Here is an 18,282-nt window from a genome sequence, read left to right on the forward strand (position 1 = left end):
ATTGAACTATTAGTAGATAAAGACGGTGGTCACATCGTTAATTTTAATGAGAGCCTGAATGTTTCAGGAATTAAGGTGGTAACGCGCGCTGTCGTCCTTTGAGGTGGCAGCGCTTTTTATTTTGTCTTAAATATCATAACAAAAGAGAAAAATAATTTTAAAATAACTTTTAAGGAGGATATAAAATGTTAGAAGCAAATATTTCGAAAACCTATGATCCTAAAGAATTTGAAGAGAGAATATATAAAACTTGGGAAGAAAAAAAGTATTTCACTCCAGAGGTAGATAAAAATAAGAAGCCTTATACTATAATGATGCCACCACCAAATATAACTGGTCAGCTTCATTTAGGTCATGCACTTGATGGAACATTGCAGGACTTTTTAATAAGAACAAAAAGAATGCAAGGATTTAGTACACTTTGGCTTCCAGGAGAAGATCATGCAAGTATTGCAACTGAAGTAAGAGTTGAAAAAGAACTCTTAAAGCAAGGTCTTTATAAAAAAGAAATGGGAAGAGAAGCATTTTTAGAAAAGGTTTGGGAATGGTCAGATGAATATAGAGAAAAAATAAAAAATCAATATAATAAGTTAGGAATATCGGCTGACTACACAAGAGAAAGATTTACTATGGATGAAGGCTTAAGTAAAGCCGTTAGACAGGTATTTGTTGATTTATATAATGAAGGACTTATATATAGAGGAAACAGAATTGTTAACTGGTGTCCTAAATGTCAAACAGCAATATCTGACGCAGAAATAGAGTATGAAGAAAAGAACGGGAACTTTTGGCATATAAAGTATCCTGTAATCGATAGTGATGAATTTATAGAAATTGCAACTACAAGACCTGAAACCATGCTTGGAGATACAGCTGTTGCAGTTAATGCTAAAGACAAGAGATACTCTCATCTATTAGGAAAAACATTGAAATTACCACTAGTGGAAAGAGAAATTCCTATTATTGCAGATGATTATGTTGATATGGAATTTGGTACAGGAGCAGTTAAAATAACACCTGCTCATGATCCTAACGATTACGAAGTGGGAAGAAGACATAACTTAACAGAGATTGTTATGATGAATAAGGATGGTAGTATTGCAGAAGGTTACGGAAAGTATTCAGGGCTTGATCGATATGAGGCTAGAAAGGCTATTATTAAAGATTTAGAAGCTCAAGGATACTTAGTAAAAACAAGAGAACATGTTCATAATGTTGGAACTCATGATAGATGTGAAACAATTATTGAACCAGTAACCTCTAAACAATGGTATGTAAAAATGCAGCCATTGGCAGATCCAGCTATTGATGTTGTAAGAGAAGGAAAAATAAAGTTTGTTCCAGAGAGATTTTCAAAAACTTATTTTAACTGGATGGAAAACATACAAGATTGGTGTATATCAAGACAATTATGGTGGGGACATAGAATTCCAGTTTGGTATTGTGAAGACTGTGGAGAGATTATAGCAGCTGTTGATGAGCCATCAAGCTGTAATAAATGTAGTAGTCATAAGTTAAGACAAGATGATGATGTATTGGATACTTGGTTTAGTTCTGCATTATGGCCATTTTCTACTTTAGGATATCCAGAGAATACAGAAGATCTTAAATATTTTTATCCTACAAGCACCCTGGTAACTGGATATGATATTATATTCTTCTGGGTAGCAAGAATGATTTTCTCAGGAATTCATAGCATGAAAGAAATTCCTTTTGATACTGTTCTGATTCACGGTATAGTAAGAGATAGTCAAGGAAAGAAGATGTCTAAGTCTCTTGGAAATGGTGTAGACCCTCTAGAAGTTATAGATAAGTACGGAGCGGATGCTCTTAGATTTATGCTTGTTACTGGAAACTCTCCAGGAAATGATATAAGATACTATGAAGAGAAAGTAGAATCTGCTAGAAACTTTGCAAATAAGATATGGAACGCATCTAGGTTTGTAATGATGAATTTAGATGTAGAGCTTATTAATGAATTTAAAGACTGCAAAGAATATACTCTTGCTGATAAATGGATATTATCAAGAATAAATTCAGTTGTTAAAGAAGTTAGTGAAAACATAGAAAAGTTTGAAACAGGAATGGCAGCTCAGAAGATCTATGATTTCATGTGGACTGAGTTTTGTGATTGGTATATAGAACTTGTAAAACCAATTTTATATGGAGAAGATAGAAAATCAAAAGGTGTAGTTTTAAATGTATTAAATGAAGTTTTAACTACAGGATTAAAATTACTACATCCAGTAATGCCATATATTACTGAAGAAATATATACAAATCTTCCGAATTCAGAGGAAACTATTGTAACTTCTGAGTGGCCTACTTATAATGATGAATTAAAAGATGAAAAAACAGAAAATGAAATGAATTATATAATAGAAGCTATTAAAGCATTAAGAAATGTTAGAGCAGAGATGAATGTTCCGCCTTCAAGAAAAGCTAAAGTAATAATCTATGCATCAGAGGGTAGAGAAGCTTTTGAAGAAGGAAAAGTTTATTTTGAAAAGTTAGCTTCAGCAGCAGAAGTAGTTTTTGTTAATTCAAAGGGAGAAATTCCTGAGAATTCAGTATCAACAGTTACTATGGGAGCAGAAATGTTTATGCCTCTTTTAGATTTAGTTGATATTGAAAAAGAAGTAGAAAGATTGAATAAAGAAAAAGAAAAATTACAAAAAGAAATTCAAAGAGTTGAGGGTAAGCTTTCTAATGAGAAATTTATGAGTAAAGCACCAGAAGCAGTAGTAAAAGAAGAACGAGAAAAAGAGGAAAAATATAAAGAGATGTATAAGGCTGTTATTGAAAGATTAGATAGTCTTCAAAAGTAATTCTATGTTTAACTATATAGATGTATAATAAGGATAATAGTAGGCTGGGGTCCATAAATGGCTCCAGCTTACTATTTAACTAAATAACTGAGATTAAGGTCTCTATAAGATAAGAGATAGTTTAATAGAAATGGAGGAATTTAAATGAATTATGAGGAAGTCATGATGTATATAGATGAATCTGCAAAGTTTAGTATGAAGTTAGGGTTAGAAAGAACTAAAAAGATACTTGAGATTTTAGGAAATCCTCAAGAAAAAATAAAAACAATACATATTGCAGGAACTAATGGCAAAGGCTCTACAACAGCTATTATATCAAACATATTAAAAGAAGCTGGATATAAGATTGGAATGTATACCTCTCCATATATAGAAGAATTTGAAGAAAGAATACAGGTTAATGGAATAAATATTCCTAAAGAAGATTTAGCTAAAGTAGTTACAAGGGTTTCGGAGGCTGTAACTAAAGTTGTAGAACTAGGTTATGATGATCCAACTCAGTTTGAGATAATTACATGTGCAGGATTTTTATATTTTTATGAGCAAGAAGTAGACTATGCAGTCATAGAAGTTGGCCTTGGAGGAAGATTAGATTCTACCAATGTTATAACACCTATTTTGAGTATCATAACTTCTATAAGTTATGATCATATGAATGTATTAGGGGATACACTGGAGGAAATAGCTTATGAAAAAGGCGGAATAATTAAAGAGAGAGTACCAGTGATCTTATATCCTCAAGAAGAAGAAGTTAATAAAGCTATAGAGAAAATTTGCACAGAAAGAAGTTCTAAGCTTATTGAAGTATCTTTAGATTCAGCTGAGTTTTTAGGAGTAGAGGATATACAAGAAAAGGGAAATATCAAAAGAGTTCAAAATATTAGAGTTAATACTAATGTTAATGAATATAATATGAAATTATCACTTCTAGGAAATCATCAAATACTAAATTGTGCTACATCCTTATATGCTATTGATGAGCTGAAACAATTAGGTTTAAAAATAAATGAAGAAGCTATTTTTAGAGGATTGTATACAGTAAAATGGCCTGGAAGGTTTGAAATATTAAATTGGATGCCTTTAGTTGTGATAGATGGAGCTCACAATATAGATGGAATTAAAAAGCTTAAAGAGAATGCAGGAATATATCTAAAATACAATAATTTAATATTGATTCTTGGTATTTTAGCTGATAAAAATATTGAAGAAATGGTAAAAATAATAACACCAGGGGTAAAGCAAATTATATGTGTAACTCCTCAAAGTGAAAGAGCGGAATTAGCAGCTGAATTAGAGAAGGAAGTTAAAAAGTATAATGAAAATTGTATAGCTGTAGAAGATTATGAAAAAGCATATAGTTTAGCATTAAGTTACAGTAATAAAGAAGATTTGATTTTAGTATCTGGTTCTTTGTATATGATAGGTGATATGAAAAAAGTAATAGAAAGAAAGTAGTTATATAAAAAAACAAGGCATGAGTGATTTATTACATGCCTTGTTTTAATATGCTTAAATATCGTTGTTATGTATATTTTTAATTTTTAAACGTTTCGACATAAAACGTTCAAGAAGTATTTTTAGAATCGCAATTATTGGAACACCTAGAAACATTCCTAATACTCCAGAGACTCCACCACCTATAATAACTGCAAGGATAATCCAAAATGGACCTACACCAACTTGGTCACCTAGAATCTTGGGACCCAGATAAAAACCATCAAATTGTTGAAGAACAAATATAAATAGTACTACCCAAAATGCCTTTATAGGATTGAATAGTAAAGTTATTATAAAAGCAGGAATCATACCTATAAATGGGCCGAAGTAAGGTATCATATTTGTAACACCTACTATTAAGCTGATTAGTAGTCCATAAGGAACTCCTATTAAGCTGATACCTATAGCACAAAGCAATCCAATTATAGAGGAATCAATAGTTTTTCCTATGATGTATCTAGAAAATATACTATCCACTTCTCTTCCGAAATATAAAAAATTCTTTACTGAATGTTCATTAAATAAAGCATACAAAAGTTTTTTAGCATTTTTTATAAAAACTTCTTTATCTTTAAGAATATATATAGATATAATAAATCCGAAGATCATCTTGAGAAAAGATGAGGTAAAAGATATAGCCTTATTTAGTAGTAAATTTACTGTTGAATTTAATGATGCTGTTAATATATCCAGCATATCATTTAGAGCCTTATTAGCGTGATCTATAATATCTTGGTTATTAGATAAATCTAATTTTTTAATAGTATGATCAAACCAATTTTGAGTATTTCTAGCGTAGCTCGGCATATTTTGAAGAAGCTCTCCGATATTGTCAGTAATAGTTGGTGCTATAATAGTTATGATAAGGGTAATAATACCAAAAACTATAAGATACACTATAACTATTGTTAAAATTCTTCTGGTTTTAAATGTCCTTTCTAAGTGAACAATAAGAGGATTAAGTATATATGCGATGCTAAATGCCCAAAAAAATGGAGTTAAAATTGACATCATAATAGAAAATCCATCAGCTAAAAGTTGAATATTATCAATTGCTTTAAAAAGTAAAAAAGAAATAATAAGTATTGGTATTAATTTAAGATATGGAATTTTTTCTTCACTAAACAAAAAATACAACCCCTTTTGATTTTTCTTAAGCACAATATGAATAATTATATCACTTAAAGATTTTTCACTCAATCGTTATATTTTAAATTAAATGTATTTCTAGTAAAATTTAGAAAGTTTTATAATATTAATATGTATCATTTAGTATTACAAAAGAATAAAAAGCGGTATATTATAGAAATATACCGCTAAAATCTATTATTGTACTAGCAGCAGAAGAAAAGTGGTGCAGCGCAACCAATTCCACCGCAGAAACAGAATAATATAATTATTAGTATTATTAACCAAAGATTATCATCGAATATTGGGCGTGGGCAGCAGTCTTTCATATACTTAACCCCCCTTCATTAAAGAGGTATAATGGATGTAGGATTCTCGGCTTGTCCTACACTATAGTATATGTAATAGCTGTAAAATGTGTCTTTAAAATTTGTATTTTTTTATAATATTATATAGATTTTTTTTGGAGGATAATAATGAACAAATTAACAAGAGAATTTTATACTAGAAATGTACTAGAGGTATCACAAGATTTACTTGGAAAGTTACTTGTTTATGAAAACAATGGAAGAAGAATTATAGGGAGAATCGTTGAAGTTGAAGCGTACATGGGACCAAATGATAAAGCGGCTCATTCTTATGGTGGAAAAGTCACAGAAAGAACTAAAGTTATGTACAAAGAAGGTGGATATGTCTATATATTTATGATTTATGGAATGTACTACTGTTTTAATATTGTAGCTGCCAATGAGAATGAACCACAGGCAGTGCTTATAAGAGCTATAGAGCCAGTAGAAGATATGGAGATTATGAGTAAGAATAGATATAAAAAAAATTACCATGAGTTGACTTCTTATCAAAGGAAGAATTTATCTAATGGACCAGGTAAGTTGTGCAATGCAATGAATATTGATAAGACCTTAAATGGAGAGGATTTGTGTGGAGATAAAATATATGTTGTAGAAAGTGAAGAAGAAAATTTTGAGACAGTTTCATCAAAGCGCATAGGCATAGATTATGCAGAGGAAGCAAAAGATTTTTTATGGAGGTTTTATATAAAAGACAATAAATACGTTTCTAAAAAATAAAGAAGTTTTGCAAGTTTTAATGCAAAGCTTCTTTGCTTTTATTTCTTCATTATTTCTTGTAAAGCTATAGCTAATTGGTCAGGACAAGAAGTAGATTTCCTACCACAACGAATTCCTTTAAGTTTATCTATAACAGTAGCAATATCCATACCATCTAATAGGTTGCAAAGACCTGTTAAATTTCCATCACAACCACCAAAAAAGGACACGTTTTTAAGCTTTTCATCCTCTATATCAAAAGATATTGAACTAGCACAGATTCCTTTAGTAGTATATTTATACATTACAAATCCCCCTATATTAATGTCAAAATATCATCCTATTAGTCACACTATATTATAGAATATCATTTACAAATAAACAACAAGATAGTATTCCAAATTTATGTTTTGAAATAAATTCTTTATTGTAGTATTTATATAAAATAATATTATCATTTGTAATCACAAATTAAATTTAATAAAATAGTTAATCTCAATTTATTGTACAGATTCATAGTATACTATGAGGGGGTGAAATGTGTGGGATATTTGTATGTTTGCAATACGTCATCAGATAATATATCTGTTGTAAACACAGAAAATTTTAAAGAAGAGGTAAAAATTCCTCTTCAATTATCCAAGATGGATAGGGTTGGCCCTCATGGTATTTGCGTATACAAAGATAAGTTGTTAGTTGCTAATAATTATAGCAACACTATATCCATAGTAGATATCGAAACAAAAGAGGAAGTAGATAGCTTTTTTATAGGTATGCACTGTAATGATGTAGTCGTATATGAGGATAAAGCATATGTTATATGTGGAGATTCTAATCATGTATCAGTGTTTAATTTAATCAGTAAAACTGTAGAAGAGGAAATACCTTGTGGTAATTTGCCACATAGTATTGATATTAATAAGCAAAAAAAAATTATAGTTGTATCTAATTTTCATAATGATAGTCTAACGATGATTGATTTAGAGGATAAAAAAAATATAGCTAATTTAAGAGTAGGCGCATATCCGACGAAAGTATCATTCACAGTAGATGGAAATAATATTTTGATATGTGAAAGTAATTTAGGAAGTGATGTAAAGGGAAAGGTAAGTGTTTTATCTTTAAAGGGATTTAAGTTACTTAATAAAATTTTAGTGGGTAAATATCCAATAGATATTTATCCAAGCTCACCATATTGCTTTGTTACTAATTTTGGAGATGGATCTGTTAGTATAGTGGATATCAATAATTATAAGGAAATTAAAAATATAAATATAGGAGGTATGCCAAGAGGGGTATTTAGGATGGGAAGAAATGTATATGTAACGGATAGCTATAATGATTTACTTATATCAGTAGATATTGAAAGCGAAGATAAAAAAGTCATATCAATAGGAGGAGAACCTAATGGTATGACATATGCTTAAGAGTCTATTAATACTTTAAAAAGCTGATTATATAATTCTGAGGAATTCTGCTTCCATTTTAGACATAATTCTTTTGCTTGCTTATTTGAAGCCACATTTAACTTTAAATCCATTAAAATACAATTATTTTCTAATGCTTTAAGATTTACAATATAATTATTACCTTCTATTGTATAATCAGCAGAAATTGTAACTTCTTTTTTTATATTTTGAAGTTGTTTATCTAAATATAAATCTATATCAGTTAATTTTTGTTTAGACACTCTATTTTGAAAAAGAGACAAGACTTTGGACCCTTCAGGTGAAATAGTAATTCTATGCTTACCTTCTTGATCTATAACCTGAATAAAATGGGTACTTGTCAATTCTGTTATGTATTGTTGAAGAGTAAAATAATTCATAAGGTTATTTTCTAGGATAATATGAGTTATTTGATTATTTGAAAGAGGAAGTTTTATCTTCTCTAATAAATAAAGCAAAAGAAGTTTATCTTCAGCTAGCTCCGATGTGCTATTAAACATGGTTTTCACTCCTTTAAGTCTAATTCTTACACTATTATATCATAAAAAGCACCAAAAGCTATTGGTGCTTTTTATTTTAATTTATATTAAAACGTTTTCGTAAAATAAATTATACACAAAGATATAAATGAGTAATATTTATCTGTATTTCTATATAAATTTTATTAGAACAACTTTATTGTAGGAGGATATATGAAAATAACTGGATTTTTAAAATGCTCTAAGAAAAACAATATTTTTTTATTTGGAGGGCTACTTATAATTACTGCATTAGTGTTGACCTTGTTAGACTATAAAGCATCAACAGTATTTTCACAAACTAAAAAGAAAGTGCCTATTTATAGTGTAGAAGTTGCGGAAAAAAAAGTAGCTATTTCTTTTGACACAAGTTGGGGGGTAGATAATACCATAGAAATTTTAAATGTATTAGATAAAAATAATGTTAAGGGGACATTTTTTTTAATCGGTGTATGGATTGATAAATATCCTTCTCAGGCTAAGGCAATATTTGATAGAGGACATGACATAGGAAACCATTCAAATTCTCATCCTGATATGAAGTACATATCTAAAGAAAAAGTTGTACAAGAGATAGCAATAACGGATGCTAAAATAATAAAGCTTACAGGAGACGGGACTAAGCTATTTAGATTTCCCTCAGGCTCATATAGTGATGACTCTATATTGGCGGTAGAGGAGACTAAACATATACCTGTACAATGGGATGTAGACAGTATTGACTGGAAAGAACAGGGGGTTGATGTAGAATATGAAAGAGTTATTAAGAAAACTAGACCAGGTTCTATAATGCTATTCCATAATGGAGCTAAATACACACCAGAAACTTTAGATAAGGTTATTAAAGAATTAAAATCTCAAGGATATCAGTTTGTAAAGGTATCGGATTTAATATATAAAGAAAAATACTACATTGATAGTAATGGTAGACAAATTTTAAATTAAAAGGTATTGAAATATAACGAATATATGTATTATAATGGAAATATCCGTAAAATAACATTTGGATATTTATGTAAAATATTATATGGAGAACACAATAAAATATATTAATTTTAAAAATAGATGTTATATTTTCAAAATTAATTGAATATTTATATTTCAGTAAGATAAATAAAAAAAGGAAACTAAGGGAGAGAGGGGTTATGATGGACAATTTAATGTTGAACAACAAAATTTATTTAGAGGGCACTTGTGTATCGGGACTTGAGTTTAGTCATGAAATGTATGGAGAAGGTTTTTATGTCTTTAGAGTGGCTGTAAATAGGTTAAGTGATGCAAGTGACATTATTCCTGTAACTATTTCAGAAAGGCTTATTACAGATATTGAGATTAAAGAAGGTCTAGAATTAGTAATTGAGGGACAACTTAGATCCTATAATAAATTTATTGATGGTTCTAATAGACTTATCTTAACTGTTTTTGCAAGAGATATTCAACCATGTATTGAGAAAAGTAAAAATCCAAACCAGATATTCCTTAATGGATATATATGTAAGGAACCAGTGTATAGAACTACTCCTTTTGGAAGAGAAATATCAGATATATTATTAGCAGTAAATAGACCTTATAATAAATCTGACTATATACCTACAATCTCTTGGGGAAGAAATTCAAGATTTTGTAGAACATTAAAAGTTGGAGATAATATAAAAGTATGGGGTAGACTTCAAAGTAGACAATATCAGAAAAAACTTGGAGAATCTGATTTAATAACTAAAACTGCTTATGAAGTTTCTATATCTAAGTTAGAATTAGCAGATGAAAATGGAGATTCTATTGAAGATATTAATTTTTGTGAGGGAATAGCAAAATAAAGAACTTGGCCAAATGGCCAAGTTCTTTTATCTTCTTAAGTCTTCCATTAATTTAGTTTTATCTTTAGTCTTAGCATCAACATGCTTAATTATTTTTGCAGGACTACCAGCTACAACTACATTTTCAGGAACATCTTCAACAACTACAGATCCAGCAGCAACAACAGAATTATTTCCTACTTTAACACCTTCAAGTATAACTGCATTTGCTCCAACTAGCACGTTATCTCCAAGTTCAGAAGGGGATTTACTTGGTGGTTCTAATACTCCTGCTACAACAGCTCCAGCACCTAAATGAACATTTTTACCAAGCTTAGCTCTTGCTCCAAGTACAGCGTTCATATCAACCATAGTACCTTCACCGATTTCAGCTCCAATATTTATCACAGCGCCCATCATTACAACAGCATTTTTTCCAATAAAAACTTTATCTCTTATTATTGCGCCAGGTTCAATTCTAGCTTGAATATTTTTAGTATCTAATAAAGGAATAGCAGAATTCCTTCTATCTTGTTCAAGTTTATATTTTTTTATCTTATCTTTATAGCTTTCAAGAAAATCAGATATTTCTGAAGCTTCCCCAAATAAAATATAAAAGTTGTTTCCACCATAGCAATCTATATTACCTAAATTGCAATCGGATAAATCGCCATCGATATAAACCTTAAGTGGAGTAGTTTTTTTAGCTTCTTTTATGTAGCGAGCTATTTCGTAGGGATCAGTTAAATCATAATGCATTTTATAGCCTCCTTATTAATTAACATATAGATAGTATTATAATAAATAATGTTTACAAATCAAAGTTAAAATATGTAAAATACTATAAAAACTATTATTTAATCTGTGATGATTACTTAATAATTGCTCCACCTATAGACATATGTGGATGATTAGGGTAAAATTTATTTTATAATTATATATTAGAGTATTGGGGCGTTACTATGAAAAATTTAATTTCTAAAAATGTTGAAAATATTGAAATATCAGGAATAAGAAGGTTTTTTAATAAAGTCATAAAGGTACCAGAAGCTATTTCCTTAACTGTAGGTCAACCGGATTTTAAGGTTCCAGAAGAAATAAAGATAGCAATGATTGATGCTATTAAAGAAGATAAAACTTCTTATACATCAAATGCGGGAATTGATGAGTTAAGATATGAAATTTCAAAATACTTAAAGAAAAGTTTTGATATTAATTATTTAAAAGATGAAATATGTTTGACTATAGGAGGTAGTGAAGGACTTTTATCAACTTTTACAGCATTAATTAATGCTGGAGATAAAGTTTTAATTCCTACTCCGGCATACCCAGCATACGAAAGTTGTGTTAAACTTTTGGGGGGAGAAGTGGTGAACTATAATTTAAAAAGTGACTTTTCTATAGATCACGAAGCATTAAAAGAAACTATTATAAAACATAATCCTAAAATTTTAGTGCTTTCATACCCTTGTAACCCTACAGGAGCCACCTTGACAAAACGTGATAAAGAAGAATTATATAAGCTTATAAAAGATGAAGAAATAGTAGTTATAACTGATGAGATATATAGTGCTCTTACTTTTGAAGGGGAATATTATTCTCTAGCTCAATATGAAGATATAAAAGAGCAGGTTATTGTTGTCAGTGGATTTTCTAAGATGTTTTCTATGACGGGGCTTAGACTTGGATATGTGTGTGCTTCGGAAAGATTTATTAATAGTATAATTAAGGTTCATCAATATAATGTTTCATGTGCTCCATCTATTGTTCAATGGGGAGCATTAGAAGGACTTAAACAATGCCTTGGAACGGTAGAAGATATGAAGAAAGAATTTATTAATAGAAGAGATTATTTATATAATGAACTTATTCGTTTAGGTTTTGATGTTAATATTCCTACAGGTGCTTTTTATATGTTCCCAAGTATAAAAAGGTTTAATATGAATAGTGAAGAATTTTGTGAAAGGGTTTTAAATGAAGCTAAAGTAGCAATGGTTCCAGGAACTGCTTTTGGACACGGTGGAGAAGGGTATATAAGAATATCTTATTGCTATAGTATGGAAGAACTTAAAAAAGCAATAGAAAGACTAGAGATATGGCTTAATATTCAGCATTTCATCCAGAACTAATAAATTTAATGATTTGCTATATAAAAATGTAACTAAAATTAAAAAAAATCTATGCACTTAATTAGGTGCATAGATTTTTTTGTTTTAGAGATCATAAATTTAAATTAAGTTTTATGATCGTGTATTTATTTACTAATAACATCTTCCATAGAGTAGATACCATTAGGCTTTCCGTCCATATATTCACAAGCTTTAAGTGCACCAGTTGCAAAAACTTCTCTTGATAGAGCAGTATGACTTAATTGAATTATTTCACCTGCACCTGCAAAGAGTACATCATGATCACCAACTATACTTCCACCACGTAATGCATGAATTCCTATTTCATTTTTAGCTCTTTTTGAAATTCCATCTCTTCCATTAACAAATATTGTTTCTTCAGGTATAGAGTCTTTTATAGTGTTTGCAAGTAGGAGAGCAGTTCCGCTTGGGGAGTCTACTTTTTGATTATGATGCTTTTCGATTATTTCTATATCATAATTTTTATATAGCATAGCACTTATATCTTTTAATATATTATTTATAAGATTAACACCTATAGACATATTAGCAGATTTAAATATAGGAATGATTTTGCTAGTTTCCTTTATTTTATATAGCTCCTCATCAGAATAACCGGTAGCACATAATATAAGAGGAAGTTTCTTATCTGCACAATAATTAATTAAAGAATCTAAAGATGCAGGTCTAGAAAAGTCTAAAACTACATCTGCTTCAATATGGCAGTCGGAGATACTTGAGAATATAGGATAACCTGCTGAATTATCAGTATTTACATCTACTCCAGCTACTATTTCTAGATTGGGAAAGTTTAATACACTCTCAGAAATTGTTCTTCCCATTTTTCCTAGACAACCACTTAGAATAACTCTAGTCATAAATTTATTCCCCCTATTTAGAATAATAACTATCTAAAGCATTTTTTAAAGCTTTTAGATTTCCTTCTTCCATATCACAGAGAGGAAGTCTAAGATCTCCAACATTCATATCTTTAAGATTCATAGCTGTTTTGATAGGAATTGGATTAGTTTCAATAAACATTACGTTTATTAATTCAAGCATATCTAGTTGAAGCTTTAAAGCATCATCATAGTTTCCGTTAGCATAAAGATGACATATATCATGAATTTCTTTTGGAAGCAAGTTAGCTATAACAGAAATAACACCAGCTCCACCAAGTGAGAGTATAGGAATAATCTGATCATCATTACCAGAATAAATGTCCAGCCTATCTCTACACAAAGCTTTCATTTCAACAACTTGGCTTATATTTCCACTTGCCTCTTTTATAGCTACCAGATTATTAAGTTCACAAAGTGTTAGTAAGGTTTTAGGCGTAATATTGAGACCAGTTCTTGAAGGAACATTATAAGCTATTATTGGAATATTAACGCTATCATTAACGGCCTTAAAATGTTCAAAAATACCCTTTTGAGTTGTTTTATTATAGTATGGAGTTATAATTAACAGTCCGTCAACTCCGATACTTTCAGCCCATTTGCTCATATTTACTGTAGCAGCAGTATTATTAGTACCTGTTCCAGCTATTACAGGAACTTTTTTATTTACCACATCTACAGTAAATTTAATAACTTCTTTTCTTTCGCTCTCTGACATAGTTGAAGCTTCACCAGTAGTTCCACAAATAATAATAGCATCTGTACCGGAAGCAATTTGCCAGTCTAAAAGCTCTTTTAACTTATTAAAATCTATTCCATCCTTATTAAAAGGAGTAACTATAGCGACCCCTGAACCTTTAAATAAACTCATTTAAAACCCTCCTTATGAAGTGTGTTACTTATTCCAGCTTATCATGCGTTCTGCAATTTGTATTGCATTTGATGCCGCACCTTTTCTTATGTTGTCTGCAACTATCCATAAATTTAAACCATTATCAACGCTGAAGTCTCTTCTAATTCTGCCTACATAAACTTCATCGTGACCTTCAGCATCTAGAGGGAGAGGATATACAAGGTTTTTTACGTCGTCTTGTAAAATTATACCCTCAGAACTTTTATACATTTCAAATATATCATTTAATTCAAAAGGTTTTTCAAGTTCTACGTTAACACTTTCACTATGACCATAGAATACAGGAACTCTAACTGTAGTAGCTGTAATTTTAAGATCATCATTATGAAGGATTTTTCTAGTTTCATTTATCATTTTCATTTCTTCTTTTGTATATCCTGTATCTAAAAAAGAATCAATATGAGGTATTACATTGCCTGCTATAGGATACGGGAATTTGCTTGGTTTATTTCCATTGTATCCTTCTTTTAAGTCATTGAAGCCATCAACTCCTGCACCAGAAACTGCTTGGTAAGTAGAATAAATAATTCTTTTAATACCATATTTTTTATGCAAGGGTTGTAAAGCGACAACGGCTTGTATTGTTGAACAGTTTGGATTTGCAATGATGCCTTTATGAAGTTTGATATCTTCTGGATTTACTTCAGGTACAACTAATGGAACATTAGGATCCATTCTCCAAGCACTGCTATTATCGATAGCTACAGCACCATATCTTGCAAATATTGGAGCATATTCAAGACTTATATCTCCACCAGCAGAGAATAGTGCAAAGTCTATTTTTTTATTTTTGATATTATCTTCTTTTAACTCTTCAACTACAATATCAGAATCTTTAAATTTTAAAGTTTTTCCTGCAGATCTTTTAGATGCAAACAAATAAAGGTTCTCTATAGGAAAGTTTCTCTCCATAAGAACTTCTATAAATTTGTTTCCAACCATACCAGTAGCCCCGACTACTGCAACATTGTATTGCATAATAAATCCCCCTAAGTATAAGTTATAGTTATTTCCATCCAAATCTAAAAAAATATATTAACTATAATTATACAACGTAAATTAGTGAAATTACAATTATTTTTGTGGGTTAGATAAATTTTATACATGTATCCTTAAAGTTTAATAATAAATTATATATTTTAGTTGTAAATAATTAGGTAAAAAATACATGTCCTTAATATTATAGTATGCTCTTATTTTATAAGATGACAATTAATACCTAACAAAAAATAGAAAACTCAAACTATATAATCTTAAAAAAATTAAAATTAACGGTATAAAACATGAATAAAAGTGAAAAATAGTATTATGTTCAGATGTTTAATAGGGAGGAAAATCTAGATGGGGAATACACCATTAAAAAAAGTAATTAAAAATAAGCTAAAATCAAATAGAGAATTAACAGATTTAGAAAAATTAAGAGAAAAAGTTAAATATGAAATAGCTTCAGAATTAGGTTTACAAGATAAAGTAGACAAATATGGATGGGGTGGACTTACTGCTGAAGAGACTGGTAGAATTGGTGGGATAATGACGAAGAAGAAGAAGGAAATGAAGATTCCCAAAAACGATATTATTTTAAAAGAAATAGAAAAAAAGTGAGGAAAGAAAATATTAATAAAACACTATATGCTTTTAATTATAGTAGAGAATCAACAGAAAAATAGATGGGATTTAATAAGAACATTCCTATTTTCTGTTGATTTTTAGTATATAGTTGTATTATATTATTGAAAGAATTATATATAGATGATATATATATAAATTACATATTATAAAGAGGGTAAAACTATGGAATGTTATAAAGAATTTGCAAAAATTTATGATAAGCTAATATACGGTGACGTTGATTACGAAAAATGGGCTAATAGTATAATGGGAATATGTGATAAATATTCAATAAAAAAAGAACGATATTTGGATTTAGCATGTGGAACAGGTAACATGACTAAAGAAATAGCAAAGTATTTCAATCAGACTTGGGCTGTAGATTTATCTTATGATATGTTAACAGAAGCTGAAGATAAATTAAGGAGTAATAAGATTAAGGCGAGCTTTGTATGTCAGGACATAACGAATTTAGATTTAAAAGGTAAATTTGATTTAATAACCTGTATATTAGATTCAACTAACTACATACTAGATAAAGAGAAGTTAAAAAGTTATTTTTCTTCTGTATACAAGCATTTAGATGATGAGGGACTATTTATTTTTGATATAAACTCATACTATAAACTTACTAAAATGTTAGGTAATAATGTATATAACTATGATGATGAAGATGTTGTGTATATATGGGAGAATGTTTTAGAAGATGATATTGTAGAAATGTACCTTACTTTTTTTATTAAAGAAGGAGATACATATAGACGATTTGATGAAGAACATAGAGAACGAGCATATAAAGATAATTTCATCAGTGAGCTTTTAAAGGAAATAGGATTTACCATAGTAAAAAAGTTAGATAATTATGAAGATGAAAACATAGAAATAGGGAATGATACAGAGAGAATAGTTTATGTATTAATGAAAAAAGTAGATTAGGAGGATATATAAGATGGGAGATAAAATAATAACAGCTATAGCTAAAGATGGACAGGTTAGAATAATTGGAGCAACAACAAGGGAGTTAGTTAATGAAGGGGTTAAGATACATGGATGTGCACCAACAGCTTCAGCTGCATTAGGTAGAATGTTAACGGCAGGGAGCTTAATGGGGTCTATGTTAAAATCAGAAAAAGATGTAATTACTCTTAAAATTGATGGTGGTGGACCAGCAAAAGGTATTATTGTTACAAGCTATTCCAATGGATATGTTAAGGGATATATAGGAAATGCATCTGCTGATTTACCAGCAAATGCATTAGGAAAGTTAGATGTTAGCGGAGTTATTGGAAAAAGCGGAAACTTAGTAGTTATAAGAGATTTAGGATTAAAAGAGCCCTATGTTGGTCAAGTACCTATATATACAGGAGAAATAGGAGATGATCTGGCTTACTATTATACAGTTTCAGAACAAACACCTACTGCTGTTGGACTCGGAGTATTAGTAGATAAAGATTTAAGTATAAAAGAAGCTGGAGGTATTATTATACAAATGATGCCGGGAAGCGATGAGATGCTTGCAGATTTAATTATGTATAGACTACAAGACTTAGGTTCTATAACTGAATTCTTTTCTAAAGGTAAAACTATCGAAGATATGATTAATTTCTTATTTGATGATATGGATTTAAAGATTTTAGAACAGATGGAACCTAAATACTCTTGTGACTGCTCCGCAGAGAAAATAGAAAGAGCATTAATAAGTATAGGACAAAAAGATTTAGAAGAAATATATAGTGAAGGGAAAACAGAACAAGTTACATGCCATTTTTGTAATACAGGATATGAGTTTACTAATGAGCATATAGGAAAATTATTAGAAAGCGCAAAGAGATAGAAACGTATCCGAAGAACACTGTTAGTAGCTAGGATGAAATCTTCAAAAGATAGAGATTTTATCCTAGCTACTAGTGTTTTAAATCACTTATGCTTAATATACTAGCTTTAAAAAGCATTTTAAATTAAGTTATATAATCATAAGAAAATTAAAGGTAATTAGAAGTAAGTGAAGAAAAATGTAGGTAACTTTCCATAATGAGCTTTTATATCGTTGACATGGAGTGATATTTTTTATATTATGAATATGCGCTCGGGAAACAAAACGAAAGCAAAACAAGTTCTGAAAAATATCTAACAAATATAAAAGAATTTGCTTGACAATGTTCAAGAGTGGTGATAAAATAGTATTTGTTGTTAGCGATGAGGGAGCATAGCTCAGCTGGGAGAGCACCTGCCTTACAAGCAGGGGGTCACAGGTTCGAACCCTGTTGTTCCCACCAAGTTTCAAAAACATCGCGGCCCAGTGGCTCAGTTGGTTAGAGTGCCGGCCTGTCACGCCGGAGGTCGAGGGTTCGAGTCCCTTCTGGGTCGCCAATATGGCTCGATAGCTCAGTCGGTAGAGCAGAGGACTGAAAATCCTCGTGTCCCTGGTTCGATTCCTGGTCGAGCCACCAG

General features: G+C 30.1%; 17 protein-coding genes, 3 tRNA genes and 1 other annotated feature (1 of these 21 only partly in view). Of the genes, 13 read left to right on the top strand and 7 right to left on the bottom strand.

What is annotated here, in order from left to right; all coding sequences use genetic code 11:
• Positions 1-102 (top strand) — a binding site (T-box leader); it begins 112 nt to the left of the window's first position.
• An 83-nt stretch (positions 103-185) separates the two neighbouring features.
• Complete coding sequence (locus ACX0KU_RS11310; protein ID WP_472990022.1) at positions 186-2,828, top strand: valine--tRNA ligase; 2,643 nt, start codon at positions 186-188, stop codon at positions 2,826-2,828.
• A 144-nt stretch (positions 2,829-2,972) separates the two neighbouring features.
• Entirely contained in the window at positions 2,973-4,283 is a 1,311-nt protein-coding gene (locus ACX0KU_RS11315) for a bifunctional folylpolyglutamate synthase/dihydrofolate synthase (RefSeq protein ID WP_472990023.1), read from the top strand.
• 54 nt (positions 4,284-4,337) lie between these two features.
• Here the strand turns inward: ACX0KU_RS11315 and ACX0KU_RS11320 are convergent, their stop codons facing one another.
• A complete protein-coding gene (locus tag ACX0KU_RS11320) occupies positions 4,338-5,453 on the bottom strand; it encodes an AI-2E family transporter (RefSeq protein ID WP_472990024.1) in 1,116 nt (371 codons plus the stop codon).
• Positions 5,454-5,929: 476 nt separating this feature from the next.
• On the opposite strand from ACX0KU_RS11320, the gene ACX0KU_RS11325 reads away from it, so the two are divergent.
• Positions 5,930-6,541, top strand: coding sequence for a DNA-3-methyladenine glycosylase (locus ACX0KU_RS11325; RefSeq protein ID WP_472990025.1), 612 nt, complete (start codon positions 5,930-5,932; stop codon positions 6,539-6,541).
• A 38-nt stretch (positions 6,542-6,579) separates the two neighbouring features.
• Here the strand turns inward: ACX0KU_RS11325 and ACX0KU_RS11330 are convergent, their stop codons facing one another.
• Positions 6,580-6,825: a TIGR03905 family TSCPD domain-containing protein gene (locus ACX0KU_RS11330; RefSeq protein WP_472990026.1), complete on the bottom strand. Its 246-nt coding sequence runs from the start codon at positions 6,823-6,825 to the stop codon at positions 6,580-6,582.
• Positions 6,826-7,062: 237 nt separating this feature from the next.
• Between ACX0KU_RS11330 and ACX0KU_RS11335 the strand changes: the two genes are divergently transcribed.
• Positions 7,063-7,947 carry a YncE family protein gene (locus ACX0KU_RS11335; protein ID WP_472990027.1) on the top strand — a complete coding sequence of 295 codons (885 nt, stop codon included), beginning with the start codon at positions 7,063-7,065 and terminating at the stop codon, positions 7,945-7,947.
• Here ACX0KU_RS11335 and ACX0KU_RS11340 read toward each other — a convergent pair.
• A complete protein-coding gene (locus ACX0KU_RS11340; RefSeq protein WP_472990028.1) occupies positions 7,944-8,468 on the bottom strand; it encodes a DUF4364 family protein in 525 nt (174 codons plus the stop codon). The two genes, ACX0KU_RS11335 and ACX0KU_RS11340, sit on opposite strands and share 4 nt — an antisense overlap.
• Before the next feature lie 192 nt (positions 8,469-8,660).
• On the opposite strand from ACX0KU_RS11340, the gene ACX0KU_RS11345 reads away from it, so the two are divergent.
• Complete coding sequence (locus ACX0KU_RS11345; RefSeq protein ID WP_472990030.1) at positions 8,661-9,431, top strand: polysaccharide deacetylase family protein; 771 nt, start codon at positions 8,661-8,663, stop codon at positions 9,429-9,431.
• Positions 9,432-9,634: 203 nt separating this feature from the next.
• A complete protein-coding gene (locus ACX0KU_RS11350; RefSeq protein ID WP_472992441.1) occupies positions 9,635-10,303 on the top strand; it encodes a single-stranded DNA-binding protein in 669 nt (222 codons plus the stop codon).
• A 27-nt stretch (positions 10,304-10,330) separates the two neighbouring features.
• Here ACX0KU_RS11350 and dapD read toward each other — a convergent pair whose 3' ends face one another.
• Positions 10,331-11,041, bottom strand: coding sequence for a 2,3,4,5-tetrahydropyridine-2,6-dicarboxylate N-acetyltransferase (dapD, locus tag ACX0KU_RS11355; RefSeq protein ID WP_472990032.1), 711 nt, complete (start codon positions 11,039-11,041; stop codon positions 10,331-10,333).
• Positions 11,042-11,244: 203 nt separating this feature from the next.
• Here dapD and ACX0KU_RS11360 point away from each other — a divergent pair, with 203 nt between their 5' ends.
• Positions 11,245-12,411 carry a pyridoxal phosphate-dependent aminotransferase gene (locus tag ACX0KU_RS11360; RefSeq protein ID WP_472990033.1) on the top strand — a complete coding sequence of 389 codons (1,167 nt, stop codon included), beginning with the start codon at positions 11,245-11,247 and terminating at the stop codon, positions 12,409-12,411.
• Between the two features lie 125 nt (positions 12,412-12,536).
• Here ACX0KU_RS11360 and dapB read toward each other — a convergent pair whose 3' ends face one another.
• Genes dapB through ACX0KU_RS11375 form a run of 3 tightly spaced genes read right to left on the bottom strand, consistent with a single transcriptional unit; the run spans position 12,537 to position 15,201 of the window.
• The gene (gene dapB / locus ACX0KU_RS11365) at positions 12,537-13,289 is read right to left on the bottom strand and encodes a 4-hydroxy-tetrahydrodipicolinate reductase (protein WP_472990034.1); all 753 of its coding nucleotides are present in this window, start codon (positions 13,287-13,289) and stop codon (positions 12,537-12,539) included.
• Positions 13,290-13,302: 13 nt separating this feature from the next.
• Positions 13,303-14,181 (bottom strand): 4-hydroxy-tetrahydrodipicolinate synthase, encoded by an 879-nt coding sequence (gene dapA, locus ACX0KU_RS11370; protein WP_472990036.1) that lies wholly within the window; start codon positions 14,179-14,181, stop codon positions 13,303-13,305.
• 24 nt (positions 14,182-14,205) lie between these two features.
• Positions 14,206-15,201, bottom strand: a complete 996-nt coding sequence (locus tag ACX0KU_RS11375) for an aspartate-semialdehyde dehydrogenase (protein WP_472990037.1) — start codon at positions 15,199-15,201, stop codon at positions 14,206-14,208.
• A gap of 363 nt (positions 15,202-15,564) precedes the next feature.
• On the opposite strand from ACX0KU_RS11375, the gene ACX0KU_RS11380 reads away from it, so the two are divergent.
• The 6 genes from ACX0KU_RS11380 to ACX0KU_RS11405 all read left to right on the top strand — a co-directional run bounded on the left by ACX0KU_RS11380 (position 15,565) and on the right by ACX0KU_RS11405 (position 18,281).
• The gene (locus ACX0KU_RS11380; RefSeq protein ID WP_472990038.1) at positions 15,565-15,825 is read left to right on the top strand and encodes a small, acid-soluble spore protein, alpha/beta type; all 261 of its coding nucleotides are present in this window, start codon (positions 15,565-15,567) and stop codon (positions 15,823-15,825) included.
• Positions 15,826-15,987: 162 nt separating this feature from the next.
• A complete protein-coding gene (locus ACX0KU_RS11385; RefSeq protein WP_472992442.1) occupies positions 15,988-16,767 on the top strand; it encodes a class I SAM-dependent DNA methyltransferase in 780 nt (259 codons plus the stop codon).
• Between the two features lie 13 nt (positions 16,768-16,780).
• Positions 16,781-17,665: an Hsp33 family molecular chaperone HslO gene (gene hslO / locus ACX0KU_RS11390; RefSeq protein ID WP_472990039.1), complete on the top strand. Its 885-nt coding sequence runs from the start codon at positions 16,781-16,783 to the stop codon at positions 17,663-17,665.
• Between the two features lie 366 nt (positions 17,666-18,031).
• Positions 18,032-18,107, top strand: a tRNA-Val gene (locus ACX0KU_RS11395).
• A gap of 17 nt (positions 18,108-18,124) precedes the next feature.
• Positions 18,125-18,201 (top strand) — tRNA-Asp (locus ACX0KU_RS11400).
• 4 nt (positions 18,202-18,205) lie between these two features.
• Positions 18,206-18,281, top strand: a tRNA-Phe gene (locus ACX0KU_RS11405).
• Position 18,282: the final 1 nt, after the last annotated feature.

The sequence above is a fragment of the Clostridium sp. X genome, from assembly GCF_055755365.1.